The sequence below is a fragment of the Streptomyces sp. WI03-4A genome (assembly GCF_033792105.1).
GTDB lineage: Bacteria > Actinomycetota > Actinomycetes > Streptomycetales > Streptomycetaceae > Streptomyces > Streptomyces collinus_A.
In genome coordinates this window covers 1-17,185 of the sequence record NZ_JARAUO010000038.1, presented here as the reverse complement: position 1 = coordinate 17,185, position 17,185 = coordinate 1, and the positions used below count along the sequence as shown (strand labels likewise).

Here is a 17,185-nt window from a genome sequence, read left to right as displayed (position 1 = left end):
AGGATCCGCCGCGGAGCACCCTGGAGCCATGACGACCACCGCCCAGCGGACCGCCGCCCCGTCGGCCGCGCCCAGCCGTTCGACCGCGCCGACCCCGCCGACCGCGCGGGGTGCGGAGATCCGGCGGCACGAGCTGGCCGCCTTTCTGCGCAGCCGGCGCGAGCGGATCACGCCCGAGCAGGTCGGGCTGCCCCGCGGGGCCCGGCGGCGCACCCCAGGACTGCGCCGGGAGGAGGTCGCCCAGCTCTCCGCGGTCGGCGTCACCTGGTACACCTGGCTCGAACAGGCCCGCAACATCCAGGTGTCCGTGCAGGTCCTGGACGCCCTGGCCCGCACCCTGATGCTCGACGCCGGCGAACGCGCCCACCTCTTCCAGCTGGCCGGCGCCACCGATCCGAGCCCGGCCGCGGACTGCCCCAGCGTGACCCCGGCCCTGCGCGAGATGCTCCGCGCGCTGGAGCCGGTCCCGGCCTGCATCCAGAACAGCAGGTACGACATCCTCGCCTACAACCGCACCTACGGCCTGCTCCTCGGCGACCTGGACGCCGTACCGCCCGAGGACCGCAACTGCATGCTCCTCGTCTACACGAACAGCGACTGGCGGGCGGCCATCGTCCACCTCGACGAGACCATGCGTCTGATGGCCGCCCGGCTGCGCGCCTCCCTGGCCGGCCATCTCGGCGAGCCCGCCTGGAAGATGCTGGTCAAGCGGCTGCAGACGGAGTCGGCGGAGTTCCGCGAGAACTGGGAGCGGTACGAGGTCGTCGGCCACCGCACCAAGATCAAGGAGTTCCTCAACCCGCACGTGGGGCATCTGACGCTGGAGCACACCGACCTGTGGCTGGGACCGGACGCCGGACCGCGGATGGTGACGTACACCCCCCGGAACGAGGAGACCCGTCGGCGCCTGGAGAAGCTGCACGAGAAGGCGCTGGCGGGTCAGGGGCACGGCGCCTGAGGGCCCCTGGGGGCCCCGAGTCGCCCTCGGGTCAGGCGCCCCCTCGGGTGGGACGCCCCCGGGTCAGGCGCGCCCGGAGGCCCCGACGACCTCGCGTACCTCGGCCGACTCCAGCCGGTCCGCCGTGCGCTCGGCGGTCCGCCGGGCCCAGCGCCCGCTGGAGACGAAGCCGAGGACCAGCACGGCCAGCCCGCACGCGGTGAGGATCCACCATCCCGGCTTGGCGGCCGACACGAACGTGTCCCTGTACGGCGAGGACCCCACCCCGGAGGCGAGCACCGCTCCGACGACCGCCACACCGAGCGACTGACCCAGCTGCCTGCTGGTGGAGGCGACCGCGGCCGCGACCCCCGCCTGGGCCCGGGGCATCCCGGACACCGCCGTGTTGGTGATCGGGGCGTTCACGAAGCCGAAGCCGATGCCGAACAGCATGTAGCCGACGAACAGGGTGGCGTCGGAGGTCTCCGCCTCGAAGACCGCGAACAGCACCCCGCTCGCGGTCATCGCCGCGCCGGCCAGCACCAGCGGCAGCCGCGGCCCCCGGCTGCCCACCAGGCGTCCGGACAGCGGCGCGCACAGGAACGTGGGCGTGGCCATCGGCAGCATCCACAGGCCCGCGTGCAGCGCGTCGAGGCCGCGCACGTTCTGCAGGTACAGCGTGGACAGGAACAGGAAGCCGCCGAGCGCCGCGAACGCGCTGACCGCGATCACGGTCGCGCCACTGAACGGGACGGAGTGGAAGAAGCGCAGGTCGATCAGGGGTTCGTCGCGGCGGGGCTCGTACCAGAGCAGTGCGAGCAGGGCCACGACCGCCACCACGGCGAAGGGGGCCACGGCGCCGAACCCGGCGTCCGGCGCCTCGATGATCGCGTACGTCAGCGAGCCGAACAGGGCGATGACCAGCAGCTGGCCGATCGGATCGGGGCGGCGGGCCTTGGGCGCCCGGGACTCCGGCACGAACCGCAGCGTGAGCAGCAGGGCCGCGAGGCCGACCGGGAGGTTGACCCAGAAGATGGAGCGCCAGCCGACCGACTCCACCAGCAGGCCGCCGACCAGCGGACCGGCCGCCATGGAGATGCCGACCACCGCGCCCCACACCCCGATCGCGCGGGCGCGCTCACGGGAGTCCGTGAAGGTGTTGGTGATGATCGACATGGCGACCGGGTTGAGCATCGAGCCACCGACCGCCTGGACCATGCGGAAGACGACGAGCAGTTCGAGGTTGGGCGCGAGCGAGCAGAGCAGCGAGCCGATCGAGAAGACGACCAGGCCCGACATGAAGATCCGCTTGCGGCCGATGCGGTCGGCGGTGGAGCCCGCGAGCATCAGCAGGGAGGCCAGGACCAGCGTGTAGGCGTCGATGGTCCACTGCAGGCCGGAGGTCTCGGCGTGCAGTTCGCGCTGCATCGAGGGCAGCGCGACGTTCAGGACGGTGTTGTCGAGGCTCACGATCAGCAGACTCATGCAGCAGATCGCGAGCACGAGCATGCGTCGGCGGTGGCTGAGCTCGGGCATGGTCCCCATCGTACGCGGATTTCGATAGTGCATCTAACTAATGACCGTTACAAGATACCGGCGTGTCCTCACTGGCGTGTCCGTGCCGGGGCCGGTGCCAGGCCGTGGGGTCCGGAAGTCACCCCGGCCACCCCCTGTACCCGGGGCGGCCGGAGGCCAAGCTTCCCGGGCTCCGGGAGGGGCCGGCGGAGCAGGGTGGGGAGTGAGGGACAATGGTTCCTTGCCTCCCGCCGTACGTCCGTCCCGGAGCCGTCTGATGACCCACCCGCTCTCCATCGGCCCGCACGCCGTCGCGCCGCCCGTCGTGCTCGCACCCATGGCGGGCATCACCAACGCGCCCTTCCGCACCCTGTGCCGGGAGTTCAGCGGCGGCAAGGGCCTGTTCGTCAGCGAGATGATCACCACCCGGGCGCTGGTCGAGCGCAACGACAAGACCATGCACCTGATCAAGTTCGACGCGAGCGAGCAGCCGCGTTCGATCCAGCTCTACGGTGTCGACCCGGCGACCGTCGGCAAGGCCGTCCGCATGATCGCGGAGGAGGGCCTCGCCGACCACATCGACCTGAACTTCGGCTGCCCGGTCCCCAAGGTGACCCGGAAGGGCGGCGGCTCCGCGCTGCCGTACAAGCGCAACCTGCTGCGGGGCATCCTGCGCGAAGCGGTCAGCGGGGCGGGTGACCTCCCCGTCACGATGAAGATGCGCAAGGGCATCGACGACGACCACATCACCTACCTCGACGCCGGCCGCATCGCCGTGGAGGAGGGCGTCACGGCGATCGCGCTGCACGGCCGCACGGCCGCCCAGCACTACGGCGGCACGGCCGACTGGGAGGCCATCGCCCGGCTGAAGGAGCACGTGCCCGAGATCCCGGTGCTCGGCAACGGCGACATCTGGTCGGCCGAGGACGCGCTGCGCATGGTGCGGGAGACCGGCTGCGACGGCGTGGTCGTCGGGCGCGGCTGCCTCGGGCGGCCGTGGCTTTTCGCCGACCTGGTCGCCGCCTTCGAGGGGCGCACCGAGGACCTGGCCCGGCCGACGCTCCGCGAGGTGGCCCGTGTCATGGTCCGCCACGCCACCCTGCTCGGCGAGTGGATCGGGGACGAGTCGAAGGGGGTCGTTGACTTCCGCAAGCACGTCGCCTGGTACCTCAAGGGCTTCGCGGTCGGCTCCGAGATGCGCAAGCGGCTCGCGATCACCTCCTCGCTCGCGGAACTGCGGGCAGGTCTGGACGAGCTCGACCTGGACCAGCCCTGGCCGGCCGGCGCCGACGGGCCCCGCGGCCGTACGTCCGGCAACAACCGTGTGGTGCTGCCGGACGGCTGGCTGAAGGACCCGTACGACTGCGCGGGCGTCGGCGAGGACGCGGAGCTGGACACGTCCGGCGGCTGACACCCCCCGCCTGCGGTCAGCCCCGCTTCGGGTGCGGGGTCGACCCGTAGGCCGTCAGGAAGCGGTCGCGGAAGGAACTCATCTTCCACACCGGCGCGTCGTGCGCGGGCCGGAGGCCGTCCGTCCAGCCCCAGCCGTCGACCTTGTCGAGGACCTTCGGGTCCTTGGCGACGATCGCGACCGGCACGTCACGGCTGGCGTGGTTGCCGCTGACGCGGGCGATGGGCTGGTGGTCGCCGAGGAACACCAGCACGGTGTCCTTGCTGCCGTAGCGCTCCAGCCACTGGGTGAGCGCGGTCACCGAGTACTGGACCGACTTGCCGTACTCCTGCCGGGACCTGGTGGTGTCGGCGATGATGTCGGCCGGCTTGTTGCCCGCCGCCTGGATGCCCTTGAAGACCGAGCCGTCGCCGAGCTGGTCCCAGCCGACCATCTTCGGGATCGGCGCCCAGGGCTGGTGGCTGGAGGTGAGGATGAGCAGCGACATCCGCGCCTTGCCGTCGGCGGGCTTCTTGCTGTGCACCCGCTCCTGGTACTGCTGGAGCGCGTACTGGTCCGGCATGGTCGACCAGCTGAACTTCGGTCCCCTGTAGCCGAGTTCGAAGGCGTTGTAGACCTTGTTCAGGCCGTAGAAGCTCTGCTCGGGCCAGGCCTTCTGCACACCCGGCATGACCCCGACGGTGTCGAAGGCGCCGGTCTTCTCGAACGCCTTGGTGAGGCTGAGGTGATCGCTCGCCATGACGGTGCGGTAGCGCTGCTGGTTGTTGACCCACAGCCCCGACATGGTGGTGGAGTGGCCGAGCCAGCTGCTGCCGCCGTAGGTCGCCGAGGTCAGCCAGCCGCTCTTGGCGTGGAAGCCGGCCTTGGCCAGCGCGGCGGTGCGCTCGTCCAGGGTCCTGTCGACGCCGGGCGCGATGATCGGGTCCTCGATCGCGCTGCGGCCGTAGCTCTCGATGAACGTGAAGATCATGTCCTTGCCGCGCAGGTCGGGTACGAGCTGGGCGCCTGGGGTGTCGCCGAAGGCGTCCACCTTGGCCACCTTCCGGAACTCCGCCTCGTCCCGGAGGGTGTCGCTCACCCGGTGGGCCTGGATCTTCAGGGCGGCCGCGGTGCGGTCCGAGGCGATCGGCACGCCGGAGATCTGGAGGCCGAGCGAGGAGCAGGTGATCCACACGACGCCCGCGACCAGCGTGCCGCGGGTGGCGGTGCCGGTGTGCCGGGCGAGCAGGTTGCTCAGCCGGACCATCGACAGCGCCAGCAGCACGAAGAGCAGCAGGACCACGACGGTCAGACCGGCGGTGGCCGCGAGGGTGGCCGTGCGGCCGAGCGAGTCCTCCAGGTACGACTGCGCGTCGCCGAGCAGGCTCCAGTCGAGGACGAGGTTGAAGCTGCGGCCCAGGTACTGGTTGAACCCCATGTCGAGCAGGTTCAGCACGGTCATCGCGGCCAGCGCCGCGCCGGACACCGCGGCCAGCACCACCCGGGGCCGGCGCGGCAGGGCCAGCATCACCGCTGCCCCGATGACCGCCTCCGCCGGGATCCGGACGAACTTCGCGGGCCGCAGCCCGACCACGGTGTTCGGCAGCACCAGCGCGGCGACGACCAGCGCGGCGGCCAGCACGGTCAGCACCACGGACAGCCCGCGTGCGGCCCCCGGACGCGCCGCCCGCCAGCGCGTCACCCGCCGGGCCCACCGGGCCCGCACCCCGCCCGCACCGGCCACCGTCGCGGGGGTGGGGTGGGCTTCACCGGCGGTCACCGGGGTGGGGCCGGCTTCGTCGGCGCCGGGCGCCTTGGCTTCGCCGGTGCGGGCGGCCTGGTCGATCCCGGACTGCGCGGCCTCGCCGGCGGCGGACTCGTCGGAGCCGGGCGCCGGCGCCTTGTCAGCGCTGGGTCGTGCGGCCTCACCGGTGACAGCGGCCTTGCCGGTTCCGGACTGTGCGGCTTCGTCGGCGCCGGTCTCCGGGGCCTCTCCGGCGCCGCTGGTCGCGTCGGCGTCCGGCTTCGCTGCTCCTTCGGCGGGGCGGGCCTTTGAGGCGACCGTCTTCGTGTCCTCGCCCCTGGGGCCGACCGTGTCGGGACTGGGCGTCGGGGCATCGCCGGCGGCGCTGGTCGCGTCGGCTTCCGGCTTCGATGCCTCGTCGACGGGCGCGGCCTCTGAGGCGAACGTTTTCGTGGCCTCCGGGCCGGCGTCAGCCTCCTCGGCGCTGTCGGTGCCGGGTTCCGGGGCCTCCCCGGTGGCAGCGGGCCCGCCCGTGCCGGGGGCCTGACCGGTGGCGGCGATCCCAGCAGTGCCGGGCTCCTCCGCCTCCCCGGTCGTCCCCGGCTCCGCCGCCCGGGGCTTGGGGGGCTTGCCCGCGAGCGGCCGGGGGGCCTGCGCGGTGACCGGCTCCGCTTCGGTCGGGGTGTCCCCGGTCGTCGCCCCCGGTGTGTCCGGCGACTGGCGCGTGCTCGTGTGCTGAGACAACCCGGAGGTCCTTCCGTGCGAGACCCGTGACGGAGTGGCGGGCCACGCCGGGAGGCTGGGCAGGGCCGGGGAAACACGGCCCGCCTGGCCCGCCGCCATTCCGTACGGCCCGCCCGAGTCCGCTGTTCACGGGCCTCGGCAAACACCGGGCAAACGCCCGGTCAAGGTCCGTCAGACCCCGCCGACCGCGGTGAGCAGGGCCAGCGGGGCCGCCGCCGAACGGGCCTCGCGGACGCACGCGTGCGGGTACGGCACCGGCTCCGGGTGGGTGCCGCGGCCGTAACCCGCCAGAACCTCCGGCAGCCGGTGACCGGTAGCCGTCGCCGCCTCCACCAGGGCGCGCGCCACCGTACGGGCCTCGTCGTGCAGCCCGTACCGGGCGAGACCCAGTGTGATCAGCGCGTTGTCGTGCGGCCAGACCGAGCCGCGGTGGTACGACAGCGGGTGGTACGCCGGCTGGCCGGAGGCGAGGGTGCGCACCCCCCAGCCCGAGAAGAAGTCCGGTTCCAGCAGGCGCCGGCCGACGACCTCGCCGTACTCCTTGTCCAGCAGCCCCGACCACAGCAGGTGCCCGGCGTCGGAGGCCAGCGCGTCCACCTGGCGGCCGTCACCGTCGAGCGCGAGCGCCGGGAAGGAGTGCTCCCGCATCCAGAAGTCCCGCTGGAAGCGGTCCCGGAGGTCGGCCGCCGCCTGCTCCAGCAGCGCCGCGTACGTCTCGTCGGCCCACGCCGTCCGCGCCACCCACGCCGTGCGGCGCAGCGCGTCGTACGCGTAGCCCTGGGCACCCGCGGCCATCACCGCCCCGGTGGGCCGGGTGCCGTCGGACCAGCAGATGGCGCCGGGGGAGTCCTTCCAGTTCTGGTTGGCGAGGCCGCCCTCGTCGGCGCGGTACACGAGGTAGCCGCGCGAGGTCAGCCCGCCGTGGTCCAGCATCCAGCCGACGGCGGCCCGGGCGTGCGGCTCCAGACGCCGGGCCAGGTCCGTGTCGCCGGTCCGCTCGGCGTAGGCCCCGAGCAGGATCAGGAACAGCGGGGTGGCGTCGACCGAGCCGTAGTACCGCCCGAACGGCACCTGCCCGAAGTGCGCAAGCTCGCCGTGCCGCACCTCGTGCACGATCTTGCCGGGCTGCGCCGCGGACGCACCACCGGTCGTGGTCGCCTGCGTCGCGGCCAGCGCGAGCAGCGTGGCGGCGGCCGAGCGGGGCCGGTACGGCAGCGTGAACAGGGCGGTGAGCAGCGCGTCCCGGCCGAGCAGGGTGAGGAACCAGGGGGCGCCGGCGGCCGGGACGCGCAGCTCCTCGCCGTCCGGCCCGGTCGCGGGCACCTGGAGCGCGGCCAGGTCGGCCAGGCCGCGGGCGCAGGCCCTGGCCAGCTCCGGCCGGCCGGTCGGGAACGCCACGCCCTCCACGAACCGCTCCTCCAGGCCGACGACCTGCTCGCGCACCGAGGCGGGGGAGCGCGGGACCCGCAGCGCGCGCCGGTCGCCGTGCGGGCGGGCCATCACGCGCAGCATCAGCTCGGTGGTGCCGTGGGGTTCCAGCTCCAGGGTCCACACCAGGCGGCGGGCGCCGGTGCCGGTCTCCTCGACGGCGTCCGGGGCGGGCTCGGCCGTGATGGTCGTGCAGGACCGCCACTCGGCCCGCCGGTAGGTGAACTGGATGCCGTCGTCCAGGATCTGCCGGGAGCGTACGGCGCCGGCCTTGACGTAGGTGCGGTGGTCGGAGCGGAGCTCGAACTGGTCGGTGAAGTCGACGTCGGCGGTGAGGGCGAGCCGGACGGTGGTGGGCGCCGGGCGGTTGCTGGTCACCCGCAGGGACTCGACGAACGAGCCGTCGCCGACGGCCTGTTCGCGGAAGAGGGTGTGCCCGGGCGGCTCCTGCCGGCCCCCGCGCGGCACCAGCGCACAGCGGGCCGTGTCGCCGTCGGTGACCGGGGTGAGCACCTCGGGCACCGCGCCGTCGACGGTGAGCTGCCAGCGGCTGAGGTGCCGGGCGTCGCGCACGAAGAGCCCGTCGGGGGCACTGCCGCCCCGCACCCCGCTGATGTCGCCGCGGTCGCCCACGGCGGCGAAGGTCGCCCCGTGCACGAGCAGATGATGCCGGTCCGTCATTGCCGGTCCCCTCCCTGTTCACTGGTGTCGAACGCGCCGGTGGCCGTGTGGGACACGGCGGGGCCCCGGCGCTCGTGCAGCAGGTCCAGTGCGAGCGCGGCGGTCCAGCCGAAGCCGGTCGCGCCGCACGCCTCGCCGGTGTACGGGTCGACGTACTCGGCGAAGCCGGTGGCCCCGGCGAGGGCGGGCACCGCCGCGCGCAGGGCGTCGGCCCGGTCCCGCTCGCCGTGCGTCCGCAGCCCCCGCTCCAGCAGCCAGCTCGTGTTGAACCAGGCGGGTCCGCGCCAGTACCGGTGCGGGTCGAAGGCCTCGCCGAGCAGGTCGTAGCTCGGGACCAGCGCCGTGGACCGGCCGAGCCCGAAGTGCGGGCCGCACAGCGTGCGCACGAGTGCGCCGGCGACGTCCCCCGGCAGTTCCGGCAGCAGCAGCGGGACCAGCCCGGACACACCGCGCTCGGGCAGCAGGCCGCCGCCGCGCAGGTCCCGGCACAGGAACATCCCGCTCGCCGGCTCCCAGAGCCGTTCCACCAGGGCCGCCGTCAGCCGCTCCGCACGGGCGCGGCGGGCCGCCCCGGGCGCCCCCAGCTCCTCGGCGATCCGGGCCAGCGCACGCTCGGACGCGATCAGCAGGGCGTTGAACGCCGGGTCCTCGACGGCGAACTCCCCGCCCCCGTCGGCGTACCCGGCGTCCCGGTAGTCCGCGGCCAGCCGCACGTACCGCCCGTAGTCGAGGTCGGTCGGCCGGTCCTCGGCGGCGCCGTGGCCGAGGTCGGCACGGCGGAAGGAGCGGGCCGGGGCGGGAGTGACCCGGGAGAGCGGGAGGTCCCAGCAGGGGCTGTTGTCCATACCCTGTTCCCAGGGGTGCACGACGGACGCCAGGCCGCCCCCGCCCAGGTCCCGCCGGTGCAGCAGATAGCGGTGCCAGGCGGCCAGCCGGGGATACGTCCGGGCCAGGAATCCGCGCGCCCGCGACAGGACGGGATCGGCGCGGTGCACCAGCCAGACCGCCAGCGCGTGCACGGGTGGCTGCACGATGCCGGACGTCTGTACGGTGCGCGGGGCGCCGGCCGCGCGCCCCGCGGTCGAGGAGCGCCAGAAGTCGGGGCTCGGGAAGTACGCGTCGAGCGGTACGGAGGGGTTGAAGACGATGTGCGGGACGCGCCCGTCGCCCCACTGGGCCGCCAGCAGGGTCTCCAGCTCCGTCTGCGCCCGCAGCGGCGACAGGTGCCGCAGGCCGATGGCGACGAACGCCGAGTCCCAGGACCACTGGTGCGGATACAGGCTCTGGGAGGGGACGGTCGAGCTGCCCGTCCAGTTCGCCGCCAGCACGCGGGCCGCCCGCGCCCGCAGCGACGCCTCGGCCGGGGCGGACAGGGCTGGGGCCGGGGCCGGGGCCGGTGGATCGTATGCGATCTCGCGCTCAGGGGCACAGGCTGTGAGCTGGGAAGTGCGGTCCACTCGGGGCTCCCCTAAGACGTCCGGCCGACCGGGTTTGACGGTGGCCGGCGGTGGCTACCGTGGGGTTACGTCTATTTAACACGCAAAACCCACTATGTAATGCGAGTTTGAAGAACACAAGGGGGTGTGCATGACCGGACGGCCCGGCAGGAGCGGCAAGGGCGGTAGTCAGCCCGGCGCCGGCGACCTGCTCGAACTGGTGCGCAGCGGACGGGCGGTGACCCGGGGCGCGCTCCAGCAGGCCACCGGACTGTCCCGGGCCACCGTCGGCCAGCGCCTGGACCGGCTGTTCCGGGCGGGCTGGCTGCGCGAGGGCGCCGGGGGTCCGGTCGAGTCGCCGCTCGGCGGGCGCCCCGCCATCACCCTGGAGTTCGACGACTCCCACGCGGTCGTCCTCGCCGCCGACCTCGACACCCGACACGCGCGCGCGGCCGTCCTCACCCTGACCGGCGAGCTGGTCGCCGAGCGCGCGGGCACCCTGGTGGTGGAGGACGGACCCGAGGCGGTGCTGGGCGAACTCGGCCGCTGGTTCGGCGAGCTGCTGGCCGAGGCCGGGCACCCGCCGCACGAGGTGTGCGGCATCGGGCTCGCGGTGCCGGGCCCGGTGGACAGCGAGACCGGCCGGGTCGTACAGCCGCCGATCATGCCGGGCTGGGACGGCTACGACATAACGGGCCGCCTCTCCCGCGCCTTCACCGAGCGCACCGGCGCCGGTCACGTCCCGGTCCTGGTCGACAACGACGCCAATCTGATGGCCTACGGCGAACAGCGCACGGCGTACCCCGACTGCTCGGCGTTCGTGCTGGTGAAGGTGTCCACGGGCATCGGCGCCGGGGTGGTGGTCGGCGGCTCCGTCTACCGGGGCGTCGACGGCGGCGCGGGGGACATCGGGCACATCCGGGTGGGCTCCGAGGCGCTGTGCCGGTGCGGCTCGTACGGCTGTCTCGCCGCCGTCGCCAGCGGCGGTGCCGTGGCCCGGCGGCTGGCGGAGTCCGGGGTGCCGGCCGCGTCCGGCTCGGACGTACGGGAGCTGCTGGCCGCCGGGCACCCTCAGGCGGCCGCGCTGGCCCGGGAGGCCGGACGCCGGGTGGGGGACGTGCTGGCCACGGTGGTGACCCTGCTCAACCCGGGCGTCCTGATGATCGCCGGCGACCTGGCCGGGACCGCCTTCCTCACCGGCGTCCGGGAACTGCTCTACCAGCGGGCGCTGCCCCGCTCCACCGCCCGCCTGGACGTGGTGACCTCCCGGCTGGGGGAGCGTGCGGCGCTGGTGGGAGCGGGCGCGCTGGTCGTGGAGCACCTGTACGCGCCCGAGCGGGTCGAGGAGCGGCTGCTCGCGCTGGGCGTATGACCCGCTCGGCTGTGCACGCCGGGTGCGTGACCCGCTCGACCCGCGCGCGGCGTGCGACCCGCTCCACCTGCTCGTCTCCGGTCCGGACACACGTCCGCATGGTGAAATCGGGCGCGCTGTGGCAGCGTGATTCTCGCCACCCTTGATAAGGGTTGCGCTCAGATGAGCGGATCTTGGGCGACTGCACTTCTCCAAGGGGTGGCACTCGGTGCCACCCCTTGATCGTTCATCGATCGAACTCAGACGTGCCGGAGGCCGCTCACCTGAGCGATAAACCCCGCCTTCGGGAGTGTGCGCGTTCAAGAGGTGAACACATGCCGCCGCAGTTGCTTGCCAAGCTTTGACTTTCAATCCGCTGGCGGACGAGTGGTTACAGGCGCATGACGGGCAAGTGGACGTACCCAGGTGCCTTCGATCTGGGTATGTTCCTGGCCGTCAGGGCAGCCACCGCGGCCTCAAGGAGTCGAGACCCGTGTCGGAAAACAAAGAACCCCACGTAGCGAAGTTCGTTTACGACTTCACCGAGGGCAACAAGGAGCTCAAGGATCTCCTCGGCGGCAAGGGTGCCAACCTCGCCGAGATGACGAACCTGGGCCTCCCGGTCCCTCCCGGCTTCACGATCACCACGGAGGCCTGCAAGGTCTACCTGGAGAGCGGCGAGGAGCCCGCGGCACTGCGTGACGAGGTGAGTGCGCACCTCGACGCCCTCGAGCAGAAGATGGGCAAGAAGCTCGGCCAGGCCGACGACCCCCTGCTCGTCTCGGTCCGCTCCGGCGCGAAATTCTCCATGCCCGGCATGATGGACACCGTCCTGAACATCGGCCTCTCCGACAAGTCGGTGCAGGGCCTGGCCAAGCAGGCCGGCGACGACCGCTTCGCGTGGGACTCCTACCGCCGCCTCATCCAGATGTTCGGCAAGACCGTCCTCGGCGTCGACGGCGAACTCTTCGAGGAGGCCCTCGACGCGGCCAAGGCCGCCAAGAAGGTCACGGTCGACACCGACCTCGAGGCCGCCGACCTGAAGAAGCTGGTCACCAAGTTCAAGAAGATCGTCAAGACCGAGGCCGGCCGGGACTTCCCGCAGGACCCGCGCGAGCAGATGGACCTCGCCATCAAGGCGGTCTTCGACTCCTGGAACGGCGAGCGCGCCAAGCTGTACCGCCGTCAGGAGCGCATCCCGCACGACCTCGGCACGGCCGTCAACGTCTGCTCGATGGTCTTCGGCAACCTCGGCCCCGACTCCGGCACCGGCGTCGCCTTCACCCGCGACCCCGCCTCCGGCCACCAGGGCGTCTACGGCGACTACCTGCAGAACGCGCAGGGCGAGGACGTGGTCGCGGGCATCCGCAACACGGTCGCGCTCGCCGAGCTGGAGAACATCGACAAGAAGTCGTACGACCAGCTCATGCAGATCATGGAGACCTTGGAGAACCACTACAAGGATCTCTGCGACATCGAGTTCACCATCGAGCGCGGCCAGCTCTGGATGCTCCAGACCCGCGTCGGCAAGCGCACCGCCGGTGCCGCCTTCCGCATCGCGACCCAGCTCGTGGACCAGGGCCTCATCGACGAGACCGAGGCGCTCCAGCGCGTCAGCGGCGCCCAGCTCGCGCAGCTGATGTTCCCGCGCTTCGACGAGTCCGCCAAGATCGAGAAGGTCGGCCGGGGCATCGCGGCCTCTCCGGGCGCCGCGGTCGGCAAGGCGGTCTTCGACTCCTACACCGCCGTGAAGTGGTCCCGCTCGGGCGAGAAGGTCATCCTCGTCCGCCGCGAGACCAACCCCGACGACCTCGACGGCATGATCGCGGCCGAGGGCATCCTGACCTCGCGCGGCGGCAAGACCTCCCACGCGGCCGTGGTCGCCCGCGGCATGGGCAAGACCTGTGTCTGCGGCGCCGAGGAGCTCGAGGTCGACACCAAGCGCCGCCGGATGACGGTGCCCGGCGGCCACGTAGTGGAGGAGGGCGACGTCATCTCCATCGACGGCTCCTCCGGCAAGGTCTACCTGGGTGAGGTCCCGGTCGTGCCGTCCCCGGTCGTCGAGTACTTCGAGGGCCGGATGCACCCGGGCGCGGACGACGCCGACGAGCTGGTCGAGGCCGTGCACCGGATGATGGCCTTCGCCGACCGCAAGCGCCGCCTGCGCGTGCGCGCCAACGCGGACAACGCCGAGGACGCGCTGCGCGCCCGCCGCTTCGGCGCCCAGGGCATCGGCCTGTGCCGCACCGAGCACATGTTCCTCGGCGAGCGCCGCGAGATGGTCGAGAAGCTGATCCTCGCCGACACCCAGGAGGAGCGCGAGGCGGCCCTGCGGGAGCTGCTGCCCCTGCAGAAGAAGGACTTCGTCGAGCTGTTCGAGGCGATGGACGGCCTCCCGGTGACGGTCCGTCTGCTCGACCCGCCGCTCCACGAGTTCCTGCCGGACATCACGGAGCTGTCGGTCCGCGTGGCCCTGGCCGAGTCCCGCCAGGAGCCGCACGAGAACGAGCTGCGCCTGCTCCAGGCGGTGCACCGCCTGCACGAGCAGAACCCGATGCTGGGCCTGCGCGGCGTGCGCCTCGGCCTGGTCATCCCGGGTCTGTTCACCATGCAGGTCCGCGCGATCGCGGAGGCCGCGGCGGAGCGCAAGGCCGCCAAGGGCGACCCGCGCGCCGAGATCATGATCCCGCTGGTCGGCACGGTCCAGGAGCTGGAGATCGTCCGCGAGGAGGCCGACCAGGTCATCGCCGAGGTCCAGGCGGCGACGGGCACGGAACTCAAGCTCGCCATCGGCACGATGATCGAGCTGCCGCGCGCCGCGCTCACCGCCGGCCAGATCGCGGAGGCCGCGGAGTTCTTCTCCTTCGGCACGAACGACCTGACCCAGACGGTGTGGGGCTTCTCCCGGGACGACGTGGAGGCCTCGTTCTTCACGGCCTACCTGGAGAAGGGAATCTTCGGCGTCAGCCCGTTCGAGACGATCGACAAGGACGGCGTCGGCTCCCTGGTGAAGGCGGCCGCCCAGGCCGGCCGCGCCACCCGCCCCGACCTCAAGCTCGGCGTCTGCGGCGAGCACGGCGGCGACCCGGAGTCGGTCCACTTCTTCCACGAGGCCGGCCTGGACTACGTCTCCTGCTCCCCGTTCCGCATCCCGGTCGCCCGCCTGGAAGCGGGCCGCGCGGCCACCAACTCGGCGGGCAGCGACCACCGCTGACCCCGAAGAACCCCGGAGCCGTCGTCGGTCCCCGACCCTCAGACCGATCGACGACGGCTCCGGCGCACGAAAGATGAAGAGAAGCGGCGGCATCCTGTGCGGGGATGCCGCCGCTTCGTGCATCGGCTGTCGTGGCTGGGGGGGGCAGCCTTCCAGCCGATCAGGCTCCGGAGTGCTGGTACGCCTGCTGTGCCTGCCCGTACGCCTCCCCGCCGGGAGTGCCTGTGGCCGGTGCCTGCGACTGCTCGGCCCACTCCCTGGGCACCTCCTGCTGCGTGCCGCAGAACGTGCACTGAATCTCCCATCTCGTCGAGATGGGGAACAGCGGCACGAAGAACAGCGTGAACTTGGTGACGTACTTCGTGACCGTGTGCGCGGCGGGGTTGCCGCAGTGAGGGCAGGTCAGCATGAGTATCGCGAGCCGGTACAGGTATCCGCTGGTGCCGAAGACGATCATTGGTGGAGTCCTTGAAAGTGGGGGGGAGGAGGCTGAGTGGAGGCGGTGGGCGTCCGCTCTCCGTGCCGTGCGGTGATTCCATTACGCCCCGGGTGGGGGGTCTGGGTCATGGCCCGGAATCGCGTGGCTTGACAAGGCCGTGAGGAGCTCGCGACGCCGGAGGGGGCGGCCCCCTGTGCTGGGGTGCCGCCCCCTCCGGCGTGGCCGAGGCCTGGCCCGCCTCGTCGCTCAGATGGTGCCCTCCGTGTTCACCGGGCCGACCTCGAAGATGTTCGAGCAGGTTTTCCAGTGGGCGGGGACCAGGACGGCCGTGTGGGAGGCCGGGGGGTAGACGCGCAGGTAGGAGGCGGTGGGTCGGCAGGGGCCGCCTATCGGGCCGTTGGTGGTACGGAGCACGGCTGTCGCCGTGTGGGCGGGGGTGAGGGTGACGGTGGCGTACGGGGTGCCGGAGCGGGTCGCCGCCGGGCCGATCCGGTGGTGCGCCGTGTCCAGCGCGCTGACGCCCGGGTAGCCGCGCAGGGCGCACTTCGTGCTGCTCGTGTTGGTGAAGACGACGGACCAGTAGAGGGAGCCGGCCGCGCCCTCTTTGTGGCCCATCGAGACGTAGAGGTCGTTCAGGGCGCAGGTGCGCGGGCCGGCCGGGGCCGCGGCCGCCGTGGCCGTCGTCGTGCCCCAGGCGACTCCCGCGGTCGCGAGGGCCGCCGCCACCGCCGCCAGGGCGGCGGGCAGGCCCCTGCGGGGCAGACGTCGGGCCAGGCCGAGGGAAGAGTGCCGAGTATGCGGAAACATGGCGTATCCGCCTCCAAAGGGCGAATGGGTGGATGAAGGTCGCTATGTTGGATGCACCTCCGGCGGGAAAAGTTGTGCGGTCCGCCGGCCGATGCGGGAAAGGTGGCTGACACGTCGTGCACGGGCCCCGTTGGACCACCGCCGACATCCCCGACCTGAGCGGCCGCACGGCCGTCGTCACCGGGGCCAACGGCGGGCTCGGCTACGTCACCGCGCGGGAGCTCGCCCGCAAGGGGGCGCGGGTCGTGCTCGCCTGCCGCAGCGAGACGCGGGGGCGTGAGGCGGCGGAGCGGCTGCTGGAGGAGGTGCCCCGGGCGGAGGCCGAGGTCCGGCGGCTCGACCTCGGCGACCTGACGTCCGTGCGCTACTTCGCCGCCCGGCTGCCGTACGAGCGGATCGACCTGCTGATCAACAACGCGGGCGTGATGGCCCTCCCTCGCGGGACCACGGCGGACGGCTTCGAGACCCAGTTCGGCGTCAACCACCTGGGCCACTTCGCCCTCACCGCACTCCTCGCGCCCGCCCTGCTGGCCACCCCGGGCGCCCGGGTCGTCACCGTGTCCAGTCTCATGCACGCCCTGGCCGCGATCGACCTCAGGGATCTCGGCGGCGGCCGCCCCTACCGGCGCTGGATCGCCTACGCCCGCTCCAAGACCGCCAACCTGCTCTTCACACACGAGCTGGCCCGCAGGTTCGCCGCGTCCGACGCGGACGTCGTCGCGGCCGCAGCCCACCCCGGCTACGCCGCCACCGGGCTCCAGACCGCCGGGCCGCGCGCCGAGGGGCGCCGCGTCGCCGAGCGGGTCATGCGGCTCGGCAACCAGGTCTTCGCACAGCCGGCGGAGGCCGGGGCCCTGCCCACGCTGTACGCGGCGACCGCGCCCGGCGTGCGGCCCGACTCGTTCTACGGGCCGTCCTTCGCCATGTGGCGGGGTGCGCCGGCGCCCTCCTGGCGAGCCCCGTGGGCCGAGGACGACCGCATGGCCGCCCGCCTCTGGGACGCCTCGGCGCGACTGACCGGCGTCGACTTCAGCCCTCCAGGGGCTTGAACCGCACCTCGTAGGCCGGCACCCGCACCGACTCGTCGTCCAGGCACGCGCCGGTCTCCAGGTCGAAGCGCTGCTTCAGCAGGGGGGACGCCACGAACGGGCGGCCGCGGTGGGTGCCGGTCAGGCCGCGGGAGAGCACCGCCGCGCCGGTGAACGGGTCACGGTTGCCGATCGCGTAGAGGCGGTCCGAGCGGTCGCGGAACACCGCCACCTGGCCGCCGTCCGGCAGCAGGGCGGCCACCCCGCGGCCCGGGGCCATGCGGTGCAGGTCGCACACGGTGAACCAGCCCTCCGTCCAGCGGAGCTGCACCTTCAGGTCGGTCGTCTCCAGTGCCAGGGTCATCGCTGGGCGCTTCCTTCCAGGACGTCTTCAGCGGGCCGCATGCCGATCGACAGCAGCGGCAGGTCGGGCTTCATCTGGTCGCGTTCGGGGACGAAGGCGACGACCGG

Annotated in this window: 12 protein-coding genes; 5 read left to right on the top strand and 7 right to left on the bottom strand. The window is 72.8% G+C overall.

The genetic code is table 11. The annotated features are described in order from the left end of the window. The first annotated feature begins 28 nt into the window (after positions 1-28). Positions 29-958 (top strand): helix-turn-helix transcriptional regulator, encoded by a 930-nt coding sequence (locus PV343_RS30210; protein ID WP_319150216.1) that lies wholly within the window; start codon positions 29-31, stop codon positions 956-958. 63 nt (positions 959-1,021) lie between these two features. Here PV343_RS30210 and PV343_RS30205 read toward each other — a convergent pair whose 3' ends face one another. Beyond that, the gene (locus PV343_RS30205; protein WP_319150215.1) at positions 1,022-2,473 is read right to left on the bottom strand and encodes an MFS transporter; all 1,452 of its coding nucleotides are present in this window, start codon (positions 2,471-2,473) and stop codon (positions 1,022-1,024) included. A 256-nt stretch (positions 2,474-2,729) separates the two neighbouring features. On the opposite strand from PV343_RS30205, the gene dusB reads away from it, so the two are divergent. Then, positions 2,730-3,863, top strand: coding sequence for a tRNA dihydrouridine synthase DusB (gene dusB / locus PV343_RS30200; protein WP_319150214.1), 1,134 nt, complete (start codon positions 2,730-2,732; stop codon positions 3,861-3,863). Between the two features lie 16 nt (positions 3,864-3,879). On the opposite strand, the gene PV343_RS30195 is transcribed toward dusB, so the two are convergent. The 3 genes from PV343_RS30195 to PV343_RS30185 all read right to left on the bottom strand — a co-directional run bounded on the left by PV343_RS30195 (position 3,880) and on the right by PV343_RS30185 (position 9,896). Continuing rightward, positions 3,880-5,496: a CDP-alcohol phosphatidyltransferase gene (locus PV343_RS30195; RefSeq protein ID WP_415923526.1), complete on the bottom strand. Its 1,617-nt coding sequence runs from the start codon at positions 5,494-5,496 to the stop codon at positions 3,880-3,882. Positions 5,497-6,501: 1,005 nt separating this feature from the next. Continuing rightward, entirely contained in the window at positions 6,502-8,439 is a 1,938-nt protein-coding gene (locus PV343_RS30190) for a glycogen debranching N-terminal domain-containing protein (protein WP_319150213.1), read from the bottom strand. After that, on the bottom strand, positions 8,436-9,896 hold the full coding sequence (locus PV343_RS30185) for an MGH1-like glycoside hydrolase domain-containing protein (protein WP_319150212.1): 1,461 nt from the start codon (positions 9,894-9,896) through the stop codon (positions 8,436-8,438). Before PV343_RS30185 ends, PV343_RS30190 begins: the two co-directional genes overlap by 4 nt. A gap of 130 nt (positions 9,897-10,026) precedes the next feature. Here PV343_RS30185 and PV343_RS30180 point away from each other — a divergent pair, with 130 nt between their 5' ends. Then, a complete protein-coding gene (locus PV343_RS30180; protein ID WP_319150211.1) occupies positions 10,027-11,247 on the top strand; it encodes an ROK family transcriptional regulator in 1,221 nt (406 codons plus the stop codon). A gap of 472 nt (positions 11,248-11,719) precedes the next feature. Beyond that, positions 11,720-14,440, top strand: coding sequence for a pyruvate, phosphate dikinase (gene ppdK, locus PV343_RS30175; RefSeq protein ID WP_319150210.1), 2,721 nt, complete (start codon positions 11,720-11,722; stop codon positions 14,438-14,440). A gap of 160 nt (positions 14,441-14,600) precedes the next feature. Here the strand turns inward: ppdK and PV343_RS30170 are convergent, their stop codons facing one another. Both PV343_RS30170 and PV343_RS30165 read right to left on the bottom strand, forming a co-directional pair. Continuing rightward, a complete protein-coding gene (locus PV343_RS30170) occupies positions 14,601-14,897 on the bottom strand; it encodes a zinc-ribbon domain-containing protein (protein ID WP_319150209.1) in 297 nt (98 codons plus the stop codon). Positions 14,898-15,125: 228 nt separating this feature from the next. Further along, on the bottom strand, positions 15,126-15,686 hold the full coding sequence (locus PV343_RS30165; RefSeq protein WP_319150208.1) for a DUF4232 domain-containing protein: 561 nt from the start codon (positions 15,684-15,686) through the stop codon (positions 15,126-15,128). 116 nt (positions 15,687-15,802) lie between these two features. Here PV343_RS30165 and PV343_RS30160 point away from each other — a divergent pair, with 116 nt between their 5' ends. Further along, on the top strand, positions 15,803-16,735 hold the full coding sequence (locus PV343_RS30160; protein ID WP_319150207.1) for an oxidoreductase: 933 nt from the start codon (positions 15,803-15,805) through the stop codon (positions 16,733-16,735). On the opposite strand, the gene nirD is transcribed toward PV343_RS30160, so the two are convergent. Then, positions 16,716-17,078, bottom strand: coding sequence for a nitrite reductase small subunit NirD (gene nirD / locus PV343_RS30155; RefSeq protein ID WP_319150206.1), 363 nt, complete (start codon positions 17,076-17,078; stop codon positions 16,716-16,718). The genes PV343_RS30160 and nirD overlap by 20 nt on opposite strands. Positions 17,079-17,185: the final 107 nt, after the last annotated feature.

What these genes read in the sequence shown, in the direction of transcription:
- PV343_RS30190 (WP_319150213.1), bottom strand. Translation starts at nt 8,439, where the DNA reads ATGACGGACCGGCATCATCTGCTCGTGCACGGGGCGACCTTCGCCGCC.
- PV343_RS30165 (WP_319150208.1), bottom strand. Translation starts at nt 15,686, where the DNA reads ATGTTTCCGCATACTCGGCACTCTTCCCTCGGCCTGGCCCGACGTCTG.
- nirD (WP_319150206.1), bottom strand. Translation starts at nt 17,078, where the DNA reads ATGACCCTGGCACTGGAGACGACCGACCTGAAGGTGCAGCTCCGCTGG.
- PV343_RS30170 (WP_319150209.1), bottom strand. Translation starts at nt 14,897, where the DNA reads ATGATCGTCTTCGGCACCAGCGGATACCTGTACCGGCTCGCGATACTC.
- PV343_RS30180 (WP_319150211.1), top strand. Translation starts at nt 10,027, where the DNA reads ATGACCGGACGGCCCGGCAGGAGCGGCAAGGGCGGTAGTCAGCCCGGC.
- PV343_RS30205 (WP_319150215.1), bottom strand. Translation starts at nt 2,473, where the DNA reads ATGCCCGAGCTCAGCCACCGCCGACGCATGCTCGTGCTCGCGATCTGC.
- PV343_RS30210 (WP_319150216.1), top strand. Translation starts at nt 29, where the DNA reads ATGACGACCACCGCCCAGCGGACCGCCGCCCCGTCGGCCGCGCCCAGC.
- dusB (WP_319150214.1), top strand. Translation starts at nt 2,730, where the DNA reads ATGACCCACCCGCTCTCCATCGGCCCGCACGCCGTCGCGCCGCCCGTC.